Origin of the sequence: Selenomonas sp. oral taxon 920 (genome assembly GCF_001717585.1) — a bacterium.
Classification (GTDB): Bacteria; Bacillota; Negativicutes; order Selenomonadales; family Selenomonadaceae; genus Centipeda.
The window spans coordinates 889,651-908,050 of the sequence record NZ_CP017042.1; the positions used below are offsets into that span (position 1 = coordinate 889,651).

General features: G+C 57.1%; 16 protein-coding genes. All 16 read left to right on the top strand.

All coding sequences use genetic code 11. The annotated features are described in order from the left end of the window. Position 1 precedes the first annotated feature (1 nt). The 16 genes from argS to BCS37_RS04190 all read left to right on the top strand — a co-directional run bounded on the left by argS (position 2) and on the right by BCS37_RS04190 (position 18,372). A complete protein-coding gene (argS, locus tag BCS37_RS04115; RefSeq protein ID WP_069180286.1) occupies positions 2–1,660 on the top strand; it encodes an arginine--tRNA ligase in 1,659 nt (552 codons plus the stop codon). Between the two features lie 25 nt (positions 1,661–1,685). After that, complete coding sequence (rpoE, locus tag BCS37_RS04120) at positions 1,686–2,015, top strand: DNA-directed RNA polymerase subunit delta (protein ID WP_069180287.1); 330 nt, start codon at positions 1,686–1,688, stop codon at positions 2,013–2,015. 23 nt (positions 2,016–2,038) lie between these two features. Further along, positions 2,039–3,649, top strand: a complete 1,611-nt coding sequence (locus BCS37_RS04125; RefSeq protein ID WP_069180288.1) for a CTP synthase — start codon at positions 2,039–2,041, stop codon at positions 3,647–3,649. Then, positions 3,646–6,930, top strand: coding sequence for a transcription-repair coupling factor (mfd, locus tag BCS37_RS04130; RefSeq protein WP_069180289.1), 3,285 nt, complete (start codon positions 3,646–3,648; stop codon positions 6,928–6,930). The genes BCS37_RS04125 and mfd overlap by 4 nt, the downstream gene beginning before the upstream one ends. Positions 6,931–6,934: 4 nt before the next feature. Beyond that, positions 6,935–7,630, top strand: coding sequence for an SAM-dependent methyltransferase (locus tag BCS37_RS04135; protein ID WP_069180290.1), 696 nt, complete (start codon positions 6,935–6,937; stop codon positions 7,628–7,630). Between the two features lie 145 nt (positions 7,631–7,775). Beyond that, positions 7,776–8,048 (top strand): HU family DNA-binding protein, encoded by a 273-nt coding sequence (locus tag BCS37_RS04140; RefSeq protein ID WP_069180291.1) that lies wholly within the window; start codon positions 7,776–7,778, stop codon positions 8,046–8,048. Positions 8,049–8,111: 63 nt separating this feature from the next. Further along, the gene (locus tag BCS37_RS04145; protein ID WP_069180292.1) at positions 8,112–8,888 is read left to right on the top strand and encodes an SDR family NAD(P)-dependent oxidoreductase; all 777 of its coding nucleotides are present in this window, start codon (positions 8,112–8,114) and stop codon (positions 8,886–8,888) included. Between the two features lie 68 nt (positions 8,889–8,956). Then, positions 8,957–10,114, top strand: a complete 1,158-nt coding sequence (locus tag BCS37_RS04150; protein ID WP_069180293.1) for an MGDG synthase family glycosyltransferase — start codon at positions 8,957–8,959, stop codon at positions 10,112–10,114. Continuing rightward, positions 10,092–10,391 carry an FtsB family cell division protein gene (locus BCS37_RS04155; protein ID WP_069180294.1) on the top strand — a complete coding sequence of 100 codons (300 nt, stop codon included), beginning with the start codon at positions 10,092–10,094 and terminating at the stop codon, positions 10,389–10,391. Before BCS37_RS04150 ends, BCS37_RS04155 begins: the two co-directional genes overlap by 23 nt. A gap of 99 nt (positions 10,392–10,490) precedes the next feature. Beyond that, on the top strand, positions 10,491–10,937 hold the full coding sequence (locus tag BCS37_RS04160; RefSeq protein WP_069180295.1) for a S1 domain-containing RNA-binding protein: 447 nt from the start codon (positions 10,491–10,493) through the stop codon (positions 10,935–10,937). A gap of 53 nt (positions 10,938–10,990) precedes the next feature. Further along, positions 10,991–12,439 (top strand): tRNA lysidine(34) synthetase TilS, encoded by a 1,449-nt coding sequence (gene tilS / locus BCS37_RS04165; RefSeq protein ID WP_069180296.1) that lies wholly within the window; start codon positions 10,991–10,993, stop codon positions 12,437–12,439. Then, on the top strand, positions 12,436–12,981 hold the full coding sequence (gene hpt, locus BCS37_RS04170) for a hypoxanthine phosphoribosyltransferase (RefSeq protein WP_069180297.1): 546 nt from the start codon (positions 12,436–12,438) through the stop codon (positions 12,979–12,981). The genes tilS and hpt overlap by 4 nt, the downstream gene beginning before the upstream one ends. A gap of 17 nt (positions 12,982–12,998) precedes the next feature. Next, the gene (ftsH, locus tag BCS37_RS04175; RefSeq protein ID WP_069180298.1) at positions 12,999–14,990 is read left to right on the top strand and encodes an ATP-dependent zinc metalloprotease FtsH; all 1,992 of its coding nucleotides are present in this window, start codon (positions 12,999–13,001) and stop codon (positions 14,988–14,990) included. A gap of 98 nt (positions 14,991–15,088) precedes the next feature. Then, the gene (gene rfbF / locus BCS37_RS04180) at positions 15,089–15,874 is read left to right on the top strand and encodes a glucose-1-phosphate cytidylyltransferase (protein ID WP_069180299.1); all 786 of its coding nucleotides are present in this window, start codon (positions 15,089–15,091) and stop codon (positions 15,872–15,874) included. Between the two features lie 58 nt (positions 15,875–15,932). Next, a complete protein-coding gene (locus BCS37_RS04185; protein WP_069180300.1) occupies positions 15,933–17,294 on the top strand; it encodes a bifunctional glycosyltransferase/class I SAM-dependent methyltransferase in 1,362 nt (453 codons plus the stop codon). Between the two features lie 97 nt (positions 17,295–17,391). Further along, on the top strand, positions 17,392–18,372 hold the full coding sequence (locus tag BCS37_RS04190; RefSeq protein ID WP_069180301.1) for a biotin--[acetyl-CoA-carboxylase] ligase: 981 nt from the start codon (positions 17,392–17,394) through the stop codon (positions 18,370–18,372). Positions 18,373–18,400 lie beyond the last annotated feature (28 nt).

An 18,400-nucleotide genomic window follows, 5' to 3' on the forward strand; every position in this document is an offset into this window, starting at 1 on the left:
GTTGGATATCAAACAGCAGATTGAGCAGGCGCTCATACGTGCCGTAGAGGCAGCTGTAGCTGTGGGGCAGCTGCCGGAGGGCGGCGCGCTTCCTTCCATTCTTCTGGAAGAGCCGCCGGAAAAGGAGCTCGGAGATTTTGCGACCAATTTTGCGATGCAGTCGGCACGTGTTTTTCGTCAGCCGCCGCAGAAGATCGCGGCAGCGATACAGGAACACCTGACGGGCGACTGGCTCGAACGAGCAGAGGTCGCGGGACCCGGCTTCCTCAATCTCTACCTCAAAAAAACGGTGCTTGCCGATACACTGCGCGCTGTGCTTGCTGCGGGGGAGACATTCGGCACACTGCCGCCCAATGGAGCCCCCCGCATTCAAGTGGAATACGTCAGTGCAAATCCGACGGGACCGCTGCACGTCGGACATGGGCGCGGCGCTGCCGTTGGGTCGGCGCTCGTGAAGCTGCTGCGTACGGCGGGTTATGCCGTGGACAGCGAGTACTATGTCAACGACGCGGGCAACCAGATGAATCTCCTTGCCGTGTCAGTAAATGCGCGCTATCTGGAACTTCTGGGAAAGCCTGTGGAGTTCCCGGAGAACGGCTACCACGGTGCGGATATCGTGGAGACGGCACAGCGCATCATTGACCGCGATGGGGACAAGTATCTTGCCCTGCCCGAGGAGGAACGTCTGCGGCTCTTTCAAGATGTCGCCTATCGTGAGAAGCTGGCGGCACTTGAGGAAGATCTGACGGATTTCGGCGTGACATTCGATCGCTGGTACAGCGAGCGCACACTCCATCCGGATGCTGTGCGCCGTGTGGTAGATGTTTTGTTGGAACGCGGCAAGGCATACGAGCAGGAGGGGGCGGTCTGGCTCCGCTCGACGGACTACGGCGACGACAAGGACCGCGTCATTTTCCGTGATAACGGTGTTCCGACCTATCTCGCGGCAGACATTGCCTACCACGCGGATAAATATGAGCGCGGCTACGGACGGCTCATCAATATCTGGGGCGCAGACCACCACGGCTATGTAGCACGCGTCAAGGCAGCGATGGCGGCGCTCGGACACGATCCCGAGAAACTCACGGTACTCCTGCTGCAGATGGTCAGCCTCTATCGGGGCGGTCAGGTTGTGAAGCTGAGCAAGCGCACGGGCGAGACGGTCACGCTGCGTGAGCTGATGGAGGAGGTCGGTGTCGACGCGGCGCGGTATTTTTTCCTCATGCGCTCACTCGACAGCCAGCTTGATTTCGATCTCGATCTTGCGACCAAGAAGTCCAATGAGAATCCCGTTTACTACATCCAGTATGCACATGCGCGCATTTCGAGCATCTTCCGTCAGGCGAACGAGGCGGGGATTGCTGTCAGGGACGGGAACGAGCTGGAGCTGCTGACGGATGAGACGGAGATTGCACTCATCAAGAAGATCGCTTCCTATCCCGAGGAGATTGCGCGCGCGGCAGAGGACTTTGCTCCGCAGCGCATCGCGCGGTATAGTCATGAGCTGGCAGGTGCGTTCCATTCGTTCTACAATAAATGCCGCATTGTCGGGCAGGAGCCGGCACTTGCCTCGGCGCGTCTTGCCCTTGTCCTTGCGACAGGACGCGCGATCCGCAACAGCCTGGGAGTGCTCGGCGTCACGGCACCGGAGAAGATGTAATCGTTCACAGGAAAGGAGCGTATCTATGGATTTTGAACATATGTCGGAAGTGGATGTCGCCTATCACATCCTCACGCAGAAAAAAGAGCCGATCCACTACAAGGATCTCATTCTCGAGGTGATCGAGGCCAAACACAAACCTGTACAGTCGCTTGCGATGGCGATCTCCGAAATCTATACGATGATGAATATGGACAGCCGCTTTCATTATGAGGGTGAAAGCAAATGGGGCCTGATGGAGTGGGTTCCCCCCGAGGTCAAGCGCTCCTCGTCCCGTTCCTCAGGAGCGGCAGCGAAGACGGCCATCACGAAGGAAGCGGCACGCAAGAAGAAACTCGAGAGCATTCAGAACTGATCTAGGTCGAGCGGAGGAACGGCATGGCAAAGTATATTTTCGTCACGGGCGGCGTGGTTTCATCGTTGGGCAAGGGCATTACGGCAGCCTCGCTCGGTCGACTGCTCAAAAGTCGTGGGCTGAAGGTCACCATCCAGAAATTTGACCCCTACATCAACATTGATCCCGGTACGATGAGTCCCTACCAACACGGCGAGGTGTTCGTTACAGACGACGGGGCGGAGACGGATCTTGATCTCGGGCACTACGAGCGCTTCATCGACATCAATCTCACGAAGCGCTCGAACATCACCACGGGCAAGGTCTACGCCACCGTGCTCAACAAGGAGCGTCACGGGGACTACCTCGGCTCGACGGTGCAGGTGATCCCGCATATTACGAATGAGATCAAGCAGAGAGTTTACGATGTGGCAAAGGCAGACAATGCCGACGTCGTCATCACTGAGATCGGCGGAACGGTCGGCGATATCGAGAGTCTGCCCTTCCTCGAGGCAATCCGTCAGGTCAAGAAGGAGGTCGGGAAGAACGACGCGCTCTACATCCATGTAACGCTGCTTCCCTACATCGGGGCGGCAGGCGAGCTCAAGACGAAGCCGACCCAGCACAGCGTCAAGGAGCTGCGCGCCATCGGCATTCAGCCGGATATCCTCGTCTGCCGCACGGAGCAGCCGATTTCGCGCGAGATGAAGGAGAAGATTGCGCTCTTCTGCGATGTGGATGCCGATGCTGTCATCGAGAACCGCACTGCACCGACGATCTACGAAGTTCCTCTCATGATGCAGCAGGAGGGGCTCGACCGCATCGTGCTCGAAAAGATGGCGATGACGTTTGATCCCTCCAATATGGAGGCGTGGGAGAAGATGGTCTTTAAGATCAACCATCCCGCAAAAAAGGTGAAGATTGCCGTTGTCGGCAAATACGTTGCACTGCCGGATGCTTATATGTCTGTGACGGAGGCGCTTCATCACGGCGGTATTGATCAGGATGCACAGGTGAAGATTGCGTGGATCAATGCGGAGGAACTTGAGGAGCCAAATGCGGATCTCGATGAACTCTTTGCGGGCTGCAAGGGAATTCTCGTGCCCGGCGGCTTCGGTGACCGCGGAGTCGAGGGAAAGATCCGCGCGATTGAGTATGCGCGCGAGCACGAGATTCCGTTCCTCGGACTCTGTCTCGGCATGCAGTGCGCGGTCATCGAGTTTGCACGCCATGTGGCGGGGCTTACGAACGCACACAGCACGGAGTTCGCAGCGGAGACACCGCATCCTGTCATTGCCCTGATGGAGGATCAGCAGGACGTGGAGGAGAAGGGCGGTACGATGCGCCTCGGTGCGTATCCCTGTGTTCTCGCGGACGGTTCACACTCGCGTGAGGAGTACGGTGCGGGCGAGATCAGCGAGCGTCATCGCCATCGCTTTGAATTCAACAATGCCTACCGTACGCAGCTTGAGGAGAAGGGGCTGGTGATTGCGGGCACAAGTCCGGACAACCGCCTCGTGGAGGTCGTGGAGATCGCGGAGCACCCGTGGTTCGTCGCCTCGCAGTTCCATCCGGAGCTCAAGTCGCGGCCCAATCATCCGCATCCCCTCTTCGCGGGATTTGTGCGTGCAGCGCTCGCTGCGGCTCCCAAATGAACGTGCTCTTTTCCATACTGCGTGCGGATCGTTCCGTGCGTGCGCTCTCAGAAACGCTCGATGCTGCGCCTCAGCAGATTCTTGCACACGGCTTTTCCGGCTCTATGAAGCACGCCGCTGCTGCTGCCGCCTATGATGCCAACCCACGTCCGCTCGCCATCGTGACGAGTGGGCGCGAGGCGTTGCGCGCGTGGCAGGAAGATCTGGCGGCACTGCTGCCGGAGGCGGATGTCTATGAGCTGCCGGAACTGGACCGCATGGACTTTGCCGCGCATGGTGCGGCGAAGGGGCTGGAACGCTCAGCACAGCGCATGAATATCCTCGCACGACTGCTGCGCTGCGAACCGATTATCGTGCTCGCGGACATCGGGGCGGCGGCACAGAGAGGATTGAGTACGGCAGAGTTTTCACGAGCAGCGCTCTCTCTGCGGCTCGGGGAGAGTCTTCCGCGCGAGTACCTGCTCGAACGGCTGAGTACACTCGGCTACGAGCACGCGGCAGAGGTGGAGCACGTCGGTCAGTTTAGTGTACGCGGCGGCATCGTCGACATCTTTCCGATCAATGCGCTCTCACCGATCCGCGTGGAATTCTTCGACGCGGAGATCGACTCCATGCGTGAGTACGATCCTCTGACGAAACGTTCCATCAAGAATATCAGCACGGCTTCCGTCATGCCGCTGCGTGCAGCGGATGATGAGGGGGAGGCGTGCTTTTTGACGTATCTCAGCGGCGAGGGCGTGACCATCTTCGACGAGCCGCTGCGTCTCATCGCGGCACTTGCGGATGCGGAGCAGGAGGATGAGGTGCGCGCAGCGCGTCTGTTCTCATGGGAGGAGTTGGTTGCCGCAGGAGCAGCAGGGCATGAAATCTTTGCCTCGCTGATGAGCCGAACCGTCCCCGCATGTACGCCTGCAGCGCTCATCAGCTTTCAGATGGTGCCTATGACAGCGTTCCAGCGGCAGTTTGCACTGCTTGAGAGCGAGCTGCGCCGCTATCTTGCGGATGGGGTTCAGGTGCTCATCCTCGCGGGCGGTGTAGAGCGGGCGAATGCCGTGCGCGATATGCTGACGGGGTGGAAGATACCCGCCGTTCTCCTGCGCAGGGAGGGTGAGGAGCACAGGGAAGCCGTTGCGGTTGCATCGGGGGCTCTGCGTGCGGGCTTCGAACTGAGTGCGGCGCACATTGCCGTGCTCACAGAGCAGGACATCTTTGGGCGGCATAAGGTGAAACTGCGGCGCACGGCGTCGGCAGGTGAACGCATACGGCACTTTCGCGAGATTGCCCCCGGTGACTATGTCGTGCATGTCTCGCACGGCATCGGGAAATATCTCGGCGTGGAGACGCTCGAGGTCGCGGGCATTCACCGCGACTATCTGCGCATCCAATACGGCGGAGACGACAAGCTGTTCGTACCGACGGATCAGGTCGGCCTACTGCAAAAGTACATTGGCTCGGAGGGGGCTGCGCCGCGCCTGCACCGCATGGGGACGGCGGATTGGGCACGTGCGCGCGCGAAGGCGCAGAAATCCGTGGAGGATATCGCCGATCATCTGCTCGAGATCTATGCACAGCGACAGCTTGCACACGGACATGCCTTCACGCCCGACGATGCGATGCAGCGGGAGTTTGAGGAGGCGTTTCCGTATGAGGAGACGGCAGATCAGCTGCGTGCCGTCACGGAGATCAAACGCGACATGGAGAGTGACAAGCCCATGGACCGTCTGCTCTGCGGCGATGTCGGCTTCGGCAAGACGGAGATCGCCGTGCGCGCGGCATTCAAAGCGGCAATGGATGGCTTTCAAGTAGCTGTGCTTGTGCCGACAACGGTGCTTGCGCAGCAGCATTACCAGACCTTTGCCGCACGATTTGCAGAGTTTGCGCCGAAGGTGGACGTGGTCTGCCGCTTCCGCTCGCTGCGCGAGCAGGCGGCGACGCTGCGCGATGTGGTACGCGGACGCGTGGACATCCTCATCGGGACACATGCGATCCTCAACCGGAGGCGCGTGCGCTTTCAGAACCTCGGACTCCTGATTGTGGACGAGGAACAGCGGTTTGGGGTTACGCAGAAGGAGAGGATCAAGGAATTCGCGTCGGGGGTTGATGTGCTGACCCTCTCAGCGACACCGATTCCGCGCACGCTGCATATGTCGCTTGCGGGGGCGCGTGACATGAGCATCATTGAGACACCGCCTGCCGACCGCCTGCCTGTACAGTCCTATGTTGTGGAGAGCAGCGATGCGACGATCCGCGGTGCGATCGAGCGTGAACTGGCGCGCGGGGGACAGGTCTACTTTATCTACAATCGTGTGGAGAGCATCGACCGCATGCGTGAACACTTGCTGCGGCTGGTGCCGGAGGCACGTATTGCCTCGGCACATGGGCAGATGAACGAGGATATCCTTGAGCAGGTCATGATGGACTTCTATGAGGGGCATTATGACATCCTGCTCGCGACCAGCATCATCGAAAATGGCATTGACGTTGCCAATGCGAACACGATCATCATCTACGATGCTGACCGCTTCGGTCTCTCGCAGCTGTATCAGATGCGTGGACGTGTCGGCCGCTCGGCGAAGATGGCGTTTGCCTACTTCACCTATCGGCGCGACAAGGTGCTCAGCGAGACAGCAGAAAAGCGTCTCCAGGCGATGAAGGAGTTCGCGCAGCTCGGTTCAGGCTTTAAGATTGCCATGCGTGATCTCGAGATCCGTGGGGCAGGGAGCCTCCTCGGTGCGCAGCAGCATGGACATATTGCGGGTGTCGGCTTTGAGATGTACGTCAAACTGCTGGAAGAAGCCGTGGCACGCAAAAAGGGCGAGGCACCTGCGCCGCCGCCCGTGGAGACGGTGATCGACCTGCCCGTAGAGGCATATCTCGACGGCGGGTATATTGATGATGCCATGCACAAGATCGAGATCTATCAGAAGATTGCCGCTGTGCGTACAAATGAGGATCTGGATGCGCTGCTCGATGAGCTGATTGACCGCTTTGGCGAGCCGACAGCACCTGTACTCGCGCTGCTCGACATCGCGCGGATCAAGAACTATGCGCGCAGGTTCGGCGCGCGCAGCATCACGGCAAAGGGAGACGTACTGGATCTTGCACTGCCTGAGGGTGAGAAGCTGTCGTTTCCGGCACTCATGCGCCTTGATCGTGGCTTTGGGAGGCGCATTGGATCGCTGCCCGAGGGTGACGGTTATCGCATCCGCCTTCAGCCGAAGGAGAGCAGGGAGATATTGGATACAGTACTGGAAATTGTGCGGATGGCAAGTGGGGAGTGAAAGAATGGCAGATTATAAACTGACTGTGGGGGGACTCGGTCCCGGGGATGCAGGGCTGATCACGCGCGAGACATGGGGGCGTATTGAGGCGTCGCAGCACATCCTGCTGCGTACACGTATTCATCCGACAGTGGAGGCACTGGACGCGGCAGGAATTTCGTATGAGACCTACGATGCTTTTTACGAGAATGCCGAGGACTTTGACGAGCTCTATGAGCACATTGCAGATGACCTGTTGGCACGCGCCTCTGAGATGGATGTGCTCTATCTTGTCCCAGGCAGCCCCTTCGTCGCGGAACGCACGGTGCAGCTGCTGCGTGAGCGGGCGATGGAGGAGGGAGGCTCGCTCGAGATCCTGCCCGGAATGAGCTTTTTGGAGCCGCTCTTTGCGGCACTCAGTCTCGATCCTGTGAACGGGCTGTCGATCGTGAATGCGATGGATGAGGACGCGGTTGCCTCACCGCCGGCCCAGGATCTCATCATCACGCAGCTCTATTCGCGTGAACTCGCATCCGATTTGAAAATCATCCTGATGGAGCATTTTCCGGATACGCAGGAAGTTATCTACTTGCATCATCTGGCGCTGCCCGACCAACGCGTGCGGCGGATTCCTCTCTTTGAGCTCGATTGGCAGGAAGATATTGATCATTTGACTACAATTTTCATTCCGTATACCTCGCTTTTTTGGGAAAATGGATAAAAAAACCTGTGTTTTTTGGAAAAAAATGCTTTTTTTTTGAATTTCCCCCTTGATTTTTCTAGGTAATTCTGTTAAATTCTCTCATGACAGTGCGACCCCCTGTGGTCGCTAAGAAAATGGATCATATCTAAAGGAGGATGCTACTTTGAACAAGCAGGAATTGGTCGCAAACGTAGCAGAGCAGGCAAGTCTCACGAAGAAGGACGCGGAAAAGGCAGTCAATGCCGTTTTTGAGTCGATCAAGAACGCTCTTTCCGAGGGTGACAGAATTCAGCTGATCGGCTTCGGTACCTTCGAGGTGAAGGGGCGTAAGGCGCGCAAGGGGCGCAATCCGCAGACAGGCAAGGAGATCGATATTCCGGCTTCCAAGACGCCTGTGTTCAAGGCTGGCAAGGCTCTGAAGGACTCTGTGAACTGATTTTGTGCCACGACCGGGCTTCCTACGGGGAGTCCGGTTTTTTCGTCTGTTGGTGGGATGGATATGGAAAAGTCGATTTTCGCTGTCGATGCCTTTGTTGGGAAAAGTATTCTGATCTCGGGCGGAACCTCTGGGATCGGTGCAGCGGCGGCAGAGATCTTTCTCGCGTGCGGCGCGTGTGTTGTGCTCATGGGGCGCGATGAGCAGCGCGGGCACGGTGCACTTGCGGCACTTGCGGCAGGGGAGCGGGCACGTTTTATTGCGGGTGATGTGTGTGTGGCAGCGGACTGCGCACACGCCGTGGAGGAAGCTGTACGTGCATTTGGCGGGGTAGATGTTCTTGTCAACTCTGCCGGCATCTATGCAGAGGGCGCGCTGGACGATCTCACAGAGGAGACCCTCGACGAACTCATCGCGACGAACATCAAGGGCACATTCCGTCTGACCCAGGCGGCACTGCCGCCGCTGCGCGCTGCGCGCGGCACCATTGTGAACGTTGCATCGGATGCAGGGCTGCACGGCAACTATTTCTGTGCGGCGTATGCGGCGACCAAGGGGGCGGTCATTGCCTTTACGCGTTCCCTTGCGCTCGAACTGGCACATGACCATGTACGTGTGAATGCCGTTGCACCTGCCGATGTCCTGACACCGCTGACGGAGCAGCAGTTTTCGCCGTATTTGCCTCGCACGGAACAGCTGCGGGAGATGGCTGCCCACTATCCTCTGGGACGCATTGGAACGCCCGAGGAAGCCGCCGCCGTGATCGCATTTCTTGCGTCACCTGCGGCTGCGTGGGTGACGGGGAGTATCTACACGGTAGACGGCGGGCTGACAGCGTAGTGTAAAAAAATTTTGTTTCGCGCAGAAAATTATGATACAATAGCACTGATTGTACGAGGAGGTGGCGCATGGAGCGTGCCCGTATTCTCATCTTGACGGCATCCATCGGGTCCGGGCACACGCGTGCGGCAGAGGCGATCCGTGCAGCGCTTGCGGCGCACCCACAGGCGGAAGATGTGCAGGTGGATGTGGTCGACTTTATGGCGCGTGAAGTCTCCATGATTCACTACCTGATGAAGCGCATCTATCTGACGATGCTGCGCTTTGTACCCGATCTCTACGATGTGTTCTTTCGCATTGCGGGGAAGAATGCGAGCGGCGGTATTGTGCGCGGCGCATTTGCGCAGGTGATGATGCGCACTGTGGGGCGCATGATACAGGCGTATAAGCCGGATCTCGTCGTGGCAACCCATCCGTTTCCGGAGGGGGCGGCGGCACTTTGGCGTGGACGTCACGGTGGTTCTTTTGCTCTTGCAGCACTCCTGACGGACTATGCACTGCACGCAATCTGGTTGGTACGCGGCGTGGATCTGTACTTCGTCGCAACGGATGCGATGGCGACGGCAATGGCTGCACGCGGCTTTGATCCCTGTGCTGTGTATGCAACGGGTATTCCGATCACGCGAACATCGCAACTGATGGAGAGGCAGGCGGCACAGGAGACGGTTGGTCTGCAGGGCGATCTTCCGACGCTGCTCCTTATGGGCGGTGGGCTTGGACTTGGAGGAATGGATCGGACGCTCGCAGCACTTGAGACGGTGGAGCAGCGGCTTGCCATCCTCGTCGCGGCGGGGCACAATGCCGCCCTTGAGGCACATGCGAGTGCACTTGCACGTACCTCACGTCATGACATCCGCGTCTTTTCCTATACAGACCAGATTCCTGCGCTCATGCGGGCGGCGGATCTCCTCATTACGAAGCCGGGGGGACTGACGATCAGCGAGGCGTTTGCGGCAGGTTTGCCGCTCCTGCTGCACGATCCAATCCCAGGGCCTGAGACAGAGAACGCCATCTATGCGACGCGGTGTGGGGCGGCTGTGTGGCTGCATTCGGGGGAGCGCATGGCTCCTGCGGTGGAGGAGATTTTGGCGCATCGGATTCCGGAGATGCGCAGAGCGGCGCGTGACTGTGCATGTGAGGATGCAGCACAGCGCGTGGCGGAGATACTCATGGAGAGCCTGACAAGGAGGAGAGGGGCTGCGTATGGCGCGAAAAAAGACGTCTAGACGGCCGCGTTGGTTCGTCATTACGGTGCTGCTCATACTGGGCTATTTTGGCTCGATGATTGTATCGCAGGGGCTGTATCTCTCCCATGTGCACGAGGACCAGATGCTCGCAACGGAGCGGCTTACGGCGGCACAGGCGGAAAATGACCGCCTGCGTGCAGAGAAGGCACGTTTGGGGGAACTGGCGTACATCGAGAAACTTGCACGCGAGGAGCTTGGCATGACGGGAGAAGGGGAGCTTCCGTATGCGCCCGGAAAGCGTGCAAACGGGAACTGAGAATTTCTTGACATAGGATATCGTTGCCCTGTATAATGAGCGGGTAAAATGAAGAGTGGGGGCGACCCCGGCGGTTTGTAGTTGAAGGGAAGAGTTGTATTGGCCATCGAAGTTGGCAGTGTAGTAGAGGGCGTCGTAACGGGCATTACTAATTTTGGCGCCTTTGTCGAGCTCCCCGAGGGAAAGACCGGTCTTATCCATATCTCAGAGGTTGCTGATGTCTATGTGAATGATGTGCATGATTTTCTCAGAGAGCGGGATTCGGTCAAGGTCAAGGTGCTTACCGTGGATGACCGCGGAAAGATCGGGCTTTCCATCAAGGCGCTTCAGGACAAGCCCGAAGCGCCCGCACAGCCGACTGCGGCTCCCGCACGCCCGTCGCGTCCCCCGCGTGATATGCGCCGCACTGCCGCCACGAGGCAGATGGGCTCGCCTTCTTTTGAGGATAAGTTGTCGCGTTTCCTGAAGGACAGCGATGAACGGCTGACGGATCTGCGCCGCAAGACGGACTCGAAGCGGGGCGGACGCGGATCGCGCCGTGGCTGATCACAGGGAAGTGCTGATGTCGAAGTGATGGGACGCACCGTGCGCCTGTCCAAATGAGGATAACGAAGGGCACTCCATGCGGAGTGCTTTTTTTGTATCAGGAGCAGATTTTGCAGAAACATGTGGAACGAGTTCTGCGCGCGCAGAGCTTTTTCAGCCCCGCGTGTACGCTCATCGTCGCCTGTTCGGGCGGTACGGATTCACTCGCGCTGCTGGACGTATTGGAACGTCTGCGGGCGGCGGGCGGAGCGGAGCTCGTCTGCGCTCACTACGAACACGGGATTCGTGGGGCAGATTCGATTGCAGATGCACACTTTGTAGAGGAGTTCTGTGCTGCACGCGCGATTTCGTGCGTGTGCGCGGCGGGGGATGTGCCAGTTTATGCGCGCAAGCATAGGCTTTCCATCGAGGCGGCGGCGCGCATCTGCCGCTATGACTTCCTGCACCGTGTGCGCGCGGAGCGCGGCGGTGACGCGATTGTCCTCGCACATCATGCGGACGATCTCGCCGAGACCGTCCTCCTGCGCATCCTGCGCGGAACTGGACCTGCGGGGCTTGCGGCGATGCGTGTGTGGGACGGGCTGCACCTGCGCCCTCTGCTTTCTGTCAAACGGATGCAGATTGAGGAGTATGCTGCAGAGCGGGGGCTGTCTCCGCGGCATGATGCGACAAACGACGCGATGGATGCGCGGCGTAACCGCGTGCGCCGCGCACTGCTGCCCGCACTCGCACACGACTACAATCCGGCGGTGCGAGAGGCACTGACGCGGCTCAGTACACTTGCTGCTGAGGAGGACGCATACCTCGCGAAGCTTGCTGAGGACGCATATGTACGCGCCGTATGTCCCGAAGGACTCGCCCTTGCCGTGCTGCGTGATCTTCACCCCGCAATGCAGCGGCGCGTGCTGCGCCTCTTCTGGACACGGGAGACGGGGATGGCACAGGATTTTTCCTATCTTCACGAAGAGCGTCTGCGTGCACTCATTACCGCAAAGGGGACAGCACGTACTGAGATGCCGGGCGGGTGGCATGCCGCTGCTCGTTATGGTGTCCTTGCACTTGTATGCACGCCTATGGCACAGCGCTCTGCGGAAAAAAGTGAAATTTTGCTTCCCTTAGGCGACGAATATGTTATAATAAATTTTCAGGGCATGACGTTTCATGTCAGGTGTCTGACGCATATGACAGCGGATGATTTGCGCAGGATGGAACGTCGGGAGGCGGTCTATGCCGACCTCGCTCAGATGCCGCCGCTTGTCCTTCGGACGCGGCGCGCCGGAGACTATATACAGCTGCCCATTGGGCGCAGGAAAATCAAGGATGTTTTCATTGACGATAAAATTCCGCGTGAAGATAGGGATAACATCCCTCTTGTTGCGGCTGCGGGGACACATGAGATTTTCTGGATGGTCGGTGGCCGACGCAGTGTGCGTGCACCGGTCACCGCGTCCAGCAGCGATATTTTGAGCATTGCATTTGTGAAGGAGACGATAGCCAGATGATGAGCGATGATATTGAGCGCATTTCCTTTTCAGCAGATGAGATTCGCGCGCGTGTGCAGGAACTCGGTGCGGAGATTGCACGTGATTATCAGGACGCGTCGGAGACCGTCTACTGTGTCGGGATACTGAAGGGTGCAGCCGTATTCTTCACCGACCTCGTGCGCGCCATCGACCATCCCGTTGCCTTTGACTTTATGATTGTTTCCAGCTATGGCGAGGCAACTGTCTCAAGCGGGCAGGTAAAGATTCTGAAAGATCTCGATTTCTCGATCGAGAATAAGCACGTGATCATCATCGAGGATATCATTGACTCAGGTACGACGATGCACTACCTCAAGCAGATGCTGCAGGGGCGTCACCCCAAGAGCATCAAGATCTGTGCGCTGCTGTCAAAGCCCTCGCGACGCGTGGCACCCGTGGAGATCGACTACCTCGGGCATGAGGTACCGGATGAATTCCTCGTGGGCTACGGTCTGGACTATGCGGAGAAATACCGGAACCTCCCCTACATTGGGGTGCTGAAGCGTTCCGTTTACGAATGATGCGGAGGAGGTAGGACTTGAATCAATCAATCCTTAGAAATCTTGCTTTTTATGCGCTGATGTTCTTTGTCGTGTGGACGGTTGCCGACTATATGTCGGGCAATCATCAGGCACCGCAGGCAACGGCGCTTGGCTACAGCGACTTCAACGCGAAGGTGACGGCGGGCGAAGTGGATAAGGTCGTCATTGTCCAAAACAATATTCGCGGCACACTCACAGATGGGACGGAGTTCACGACGATTGCGCCCGATGCGCCGAACAGTGATCACGACCTCTACAAACGGCTCGCAGACAAGGGGATCACGATCTCGGCCGAGAATCCGCCCGAGCCGCCGTGGTGGCAGACGATGCTCACCTCGCTCATTCCCATTGCGATTCTCATCGGCTTTTGGTTCTTCATCATGCAGCAGTCCCAGATGGGCGGCGGCCGCATGATGAACTTCGGCAAGTCACGCGTGCGCCTGATGGTCAGCGATAAGAAGAAGGTGACGTTTGCCGATGTCGCGGGTGCGGATGAGGCGAAGCAGGAGCTTGAGGAGGTCGTTGAATTCTTAAAGACCCCGGATAAATTCAACGAACTCGGTGCACGCATCCCGAAGGGTGTGCTGCTCTTCGGTCCTCCGGGTACGGGTAAGACCCTCCTTGCAAAGGCGGTTGCTGGTGAGGCGGGTGTCCAGTTCTTTACTATCAGTGGTTCCGACTTCGTCGAGATGTTCGTCGGTGTCGGTGCTTCGCGTGTACGTGACCTCTTCGAACAGGCGAAGAAGTCCGCACCATGTATTGTGTTCATCGATGAGATCGACGCGGTTGGCCGTCAGCGCGGGGCAGGGCTCGGCGGCGGGCACGACGAGCGCGAACAGACACTCAATCAGCTGCTCGTTGAGATGGACGGTTTCGCCTCGAACGAGGGCATCATCATCATCGCGGCGACCAACCGCCCCGATGTTCTCGATCCCGCACTCCTGCGCCCCGGTCGCTTCGATCGTCAGATCGTCGTGGACAAGCCGGACGTGCGCGGCCGTGAGGCAATCCTCAAAGTGCATACGAAGGGCAAGCCCATCGCAGACGATGCCAATCTCGATGTGCTTGCGCGCCGTACTCCTGGATTTACGGGTGCCGATCTCAGCAACCTCGTCAACGAGGCGGCTCTCCTTGCTGCGCGCCGAAACAAGAAGAAGATCTACATGGCGGAGATGGAGGAGGCGATCGAGCGCGTGCTTGCGGGACCTGAGCGCAAATCCCACGTCATGACGGACGAGGAGAAGCGTCTCACGGCATACCACGAGGGTGGACATACACTCGTTGGGATGCTGCTCGAGCACGCGGATCCCGTGCACAAGGTTACGATTATTCCGCGCGGGCGTGCGGGCGGCTATATGCTCTCCCTGCCGAAGGAGGATCGCTCCTACCGTACGCGCTCGGAACTCTTTGACCGCATTAAGGTCGCACTTGGCGGACGCGTTGCGGAGGAGGTCGTGCTTGGTGAGATCAGCACGGGCGCTTCGAGCGATATACAGAAGGCGACGCAGATCATTCGCAGCATGATTATGCAGTACGGCATGAGCGAGACGATCGGTCCTGTTGCCTACGGCGAGGAGAACCATCAGGTATTCCTCGGGCGTGACTTCAACCGCGACCGCAACTACTCCGAGGAGGTCGCGGGCGAGATCGACCGTGAGGTGCGCCGCTACATCGAGGAGGCGTACGAGGCATGTCGTGTTATCATCACCGAAAATCGCGACAAGCTCGATCTCATCGCGAACGCACTGCTTGAGCGTGAGACGCTGAACGCGGCTGAACTCGAGGAACTGATGAAAAAGGGTACAATCAGCGACAAGGATAAAGATGACAATGTGGACGAAACGGGGAAACCGCTACCGATTCCCGTCGATGTTGTGATTGACGACTCCACGCAGACGAGCGAGGAGGCGGAGCGTGCCGCAGAGGAACGCCCCGCGCCCGTTCCGACAACGGAGCCGAAATTTAATCTGACTCAGTGGAATAAATAAAAAGCAGTCAAGGCACTGCTGCATGAACGAGGTGCAGCAGTGCCTTTTCTTTAGAGAAGATGAGATTTTTACGATAATGAATATATGGAGGGAATGGTATGAAGATTGTTATTCTTGCAGGTGGACTTGGTACGCGTATTAGTGAGGAATCTGCGCTTCGACCTAAGCCTATGATTGAAATTGGAGGAAAACCGATTCTCTGGCATATCATGAAGATCTATTCGCATTATGGATTTCATGAATTCATTATCTGTCTCGGCTACAAGGGCTATATGATCAAGGAGTATTTCGCCGACTACTATCTGCACACCTCAGATGTTACCTTCGATTTCACGCAGGGAAACAGCATGACGGTGCATAACAATGTATCGGAGCCGTGGAAGGTGACGCTTGTGGATACGGGGCTCAATGCGCAGACGGGATGCCGTATTAAACGCATTCAAAAGTATGTGGGTGACGAGACCTTTATGCTGACTTATGGTGATGGGGTGAGTGATATTGACTTGCATGCACTTGTCCGAACACATAATGCGAAGCAGGATCGTGCACTCGTAACGATGACGGCGATTCAGCCGGGGGGCAGATTCGGCGTTTTGGATATCGAATCCTCGACTAATGAGATCAGTCGTTTTGTTGAAAAGGCAAAGGAGGATGGCGGCTGGATCAATGGCGGCTTTATGGTAGTCGAGCCGGCGGTCTTTGACTATCTCCAGGATGAGGAGCGATGCATTTTTGAGACGGAGCCGCTTGAGACGATTGCGAAGAACGGCGGGCTTCATGCGTATAAGCATGCGGGGTTCTGGCAGTGCATGGATACACAGCGTGATAAGGGGAAGTTGGAGACTCTATGGGAGAGCGGTGATGCTCCGTGGAAGTTATGGTAGTCGTCAAGGGGATGATTTGAAATCTCATTGATGCTATTTGTGGAAAGGTGAAGAAACTATGGCAAAGCTGAGTATAATCATCCCCGTATACAATATGAATGTACAAGTCAACCAATGCCTTTTGACGATACGCAAGACTGTTCGGCTGCCGTATGAGGTGGTCATTGTCGATGACGGATCATTGGCGGATGAACGTGTCACGGCGCCTGTTGCAGGGGATGATGTCCGTGTGATCCACTGTGAGGAGCACCGTGGCTTTTCCCATGCGGTGAATATGGGAATTCGAGCCTCTGTGGGAGAGGTGTTGCTCTTTCTCCATGCGGATGTCCTGCTTGCGCCGCATACGGCAGAGGATATGCTGGATGCTCTGATCGGTGATGCTGCATTGGGGGCCGTGTGCGCAGTCGCACCATCCGTGTATAAACGGGCGCAGCTGTTGCCGGATACTCCCTATCAAAGTTGGGACTCGTATGTGGCGGTGGCAGAAGAGATTCGGACAGAAGGCGGCGGTCCTCATCCGGAACTTGTCGCAGAGATGATTGCCCTTATGGTACGCCGTGATGTTCTTGATGCTGCCGGATTTTTGGATGAAACATATTCTGTTCCGGCACTTGCAGCATATGACTACACTCTGCGCATGACGAGAGCAGGCTATGGTATTGCATCACTTCCGAATGTATATATTCACCACAATGATGGTCTTCAGGATGCTGAGGAATATGAGCGTATATGCGAGAGGGAACGCACACTTTTTCACAATAAGTGGGGGCTTTCGCTCAACTATTCTTTTGGGATACGTTCGGATCTTTTCCCGCTGATGGATCTGTCACAGGAGGGACTGCGTATTCTTGAGATCGGCTGTGCCTGTGGAGCAACTCTGCGGGAGATCGGAATGCAGAACCCCACAGCAAAACTTTATGGGGTAGAGCTGAATGAGCGTGCGGCGGCGATCGCAGCACCATTTGCCAAGATCCTCTCTATGAACGTGGAAAAGCTTGAACTCACGGATATTCCAGAGCGATTTGACTACATTATCATGGGAGATGTGATCGAGCATCTCTTGGATCCGTGGGCTGCAGTTCAGAATATGCGGGAGCTTCTCATTCCGGGTGGGGCGATTATCGCGAGCATTCCAAACGTGGCGCATATCAGTAATCTTTACAATACACTCAATGGCTTGTGGACATATCAGGATATGGGATTGCTTGACCGTACACACTTTCGGTTCTTTACGAAATATGAGATTGTTAAACTCTTTAAAGATGCAGGTTTAGTGATTGATGAACTCCGATTAAACATACTTGATATTCCGGAAAACCTGCAGAATCTCCGAAGCGAGCTTCTTTTACTCAAAACAATCAATGTAGCCGCTGAGGATCTGGATGCCTATCAATGGTTTGTACGGGCGAAGCGCACGTAGAAGAGCCGTATTCATATTTTTCGATATTTTTGTGGCAGGAAGCCGTTATCTGCGCTATAATGGGGCGGATAACGGCTTTTTTGTTTGGAGTGATACGATGAGCAGCGATGTGTTGGAGCTCCTGCGGGCGGCGGGCGGCTATATCTCGGGCGAAAAGATGGCGGAGCGGCTCGGTGTGACGCGTGCAGCAGTGTGGAAAAAGATTGCTGCGCTCCGCAATGCGGGCTATGATATCTCAAGTGCACCGCGCAGCGGCTATGTGCTGCGCTCCGCACCGGACCGTCTGATCGAGACAGAGATCAGACGTAATCTTGATACACGGCTCATCGGGCAAAAGATTATTTGCTATGATGCAGTGGACTCGACGAATCTTGTGCTCAAGGATCTCGCACGTGCGGGGGCGGAGGACGGGACAGTGGTGGTCGCTGACAGTCAGGGGACGGGGCGTGGGCGCATGGAGCGTGCGTTTTTCTCGCCGCCGGGCAAGGGGATCTGGGCAAGCATCCTGCTGCGTCCGACATTCCTGCCGCAGGACGCTCCGAAGTGTACGCTGATGGCAGCGGTCGCGGTCGCACGTGCAATGGAGCGATTCGGACTGCGCGCGGCGATCAAGTGGCCGAACGACATCATGCACGACGGCCGCAAGTTGGTCGGCATCCTCACGGAGATGAGCGCGGAGATGGATCGCGTGAACTATGTCGTGATCGGTGTCGGCATCAACGTGAACATTGCACCCGAAGATTTTCCAGAGGAATTGAGAACAATCGCGACCTCACTGATGCAGATGAAGGGCGAGCCGCTGCCGCGCGTGGTATTTTTGCAGGAACTCCTGCGTGCACTTGATGAGCTTTATGCAGATGTGCAGTCCGAGGGCTTTGCACCTGTACTTGCGGCGTGGAGAGAATACGCGGTGACGCTCGGACAGACGGTACGTGTGATTGCACCCGCGGGCGAGGAGTTCGAAGGAGTTGCGGCGGATATCGATGCAGAGGGAGCACTGCTCATTGACACAGCTCAGGGGCGGCGGCGTGTATTGGCGGGGGATGTCTCGATTCGACCCAAGAAATGTGTTTCATAGGTCTGTCATAGACCGTATAAGATAGTAC

What these genes read in the sequence shown, in the direction of transcription:
- BCS37_RS04135 (WP_069180290.1), top strand. Translation starts at nt 6,935, where the DNA reads ATGGCAGATTATAAACTGACTGTGGGGGGACTCGGTCCCGGGGATGCA.
- BCS37_RS04190 (WP_069180301.1), top strand. Translation starts at nt 17,392, where the DNA reads ATGAGCAGCGATGTGTTGGAGCTCCTGCGGGCGGCGGGCGGCTATATC.
- BCS37_RS04125 (WP_069180288.1), top strand. Translation starts at nt 2,039, where the DNA reads ATGGCAAAGTATATTTTCGTCACGGGCGGCGTGGTTTCATCGTTGGGC.
- rpoE (WP_069180287.1), top strand. Translation starts at nt 1,686, where the DNA reads ATGGATTTTGAACATATGTCGGAAGTGGATGTCGCCTATCACATCCTC.
- BCS37_RS04155 (WP_069180294.1), top strand. Translation starts at nt 10,092, where the DNA reads ATGGCGCGAAAAAAGACGTCTAGACGGCCGCGTTGGTTCGTCATTACG.
- rfbF (WP_069180299.1), top strand. Translation starts at nt 15,089, where the DNA reads ATGAAGATTGTTATTCTTGCAGGTGGACTTGGTACGCGTATTAGTGAG.
- BCS37_RS04150 (WP_069180293.1), top strand. Translation starts at nt 8,957, where the DNA reads ATGGAGCGTGCCCGTATTCTCATCTTGACGGCATCCATCGGGTCCGGG.
- BCS37_RS04145 (WP_069180292.1), top strand. Translation starts at nt 8,112, where the DNA reads ATGGAAAAGTCGATTTTCGCTGTCGATGCCTTTGTTGGGAAAAGTATT.
- BCS37_RS04185 (WP_069180300.1), top strand. Translation starts at nt 15,933, where the DNA reads ATGGCAAAGCTGAGTATAATCATCCCCGTATACAATATGAATGTACAA.
- tilS (WP_069180296.1), top strand. Translation starts at nt 10,991, where the DNA reads ATGAGGATAACGAAGGGCACTCCATGCGGAGTGCTTTTTTTGTATCAG.
- mfd (WP_069180289.1), top strand. Translation starts at nt 3,646, where the DNA reads ATGAACGTGCTCTTTTCCATACTGCGTGCGGATCGTTCCGTGCGTGCG.
- hpt (WP_069180297.1), top strand. Translation starts at nt 12,436, where the DNA reads ATGATGAGCGATGATATTGAGCGCATTTCCTTTTCAGCAGATGAGATT.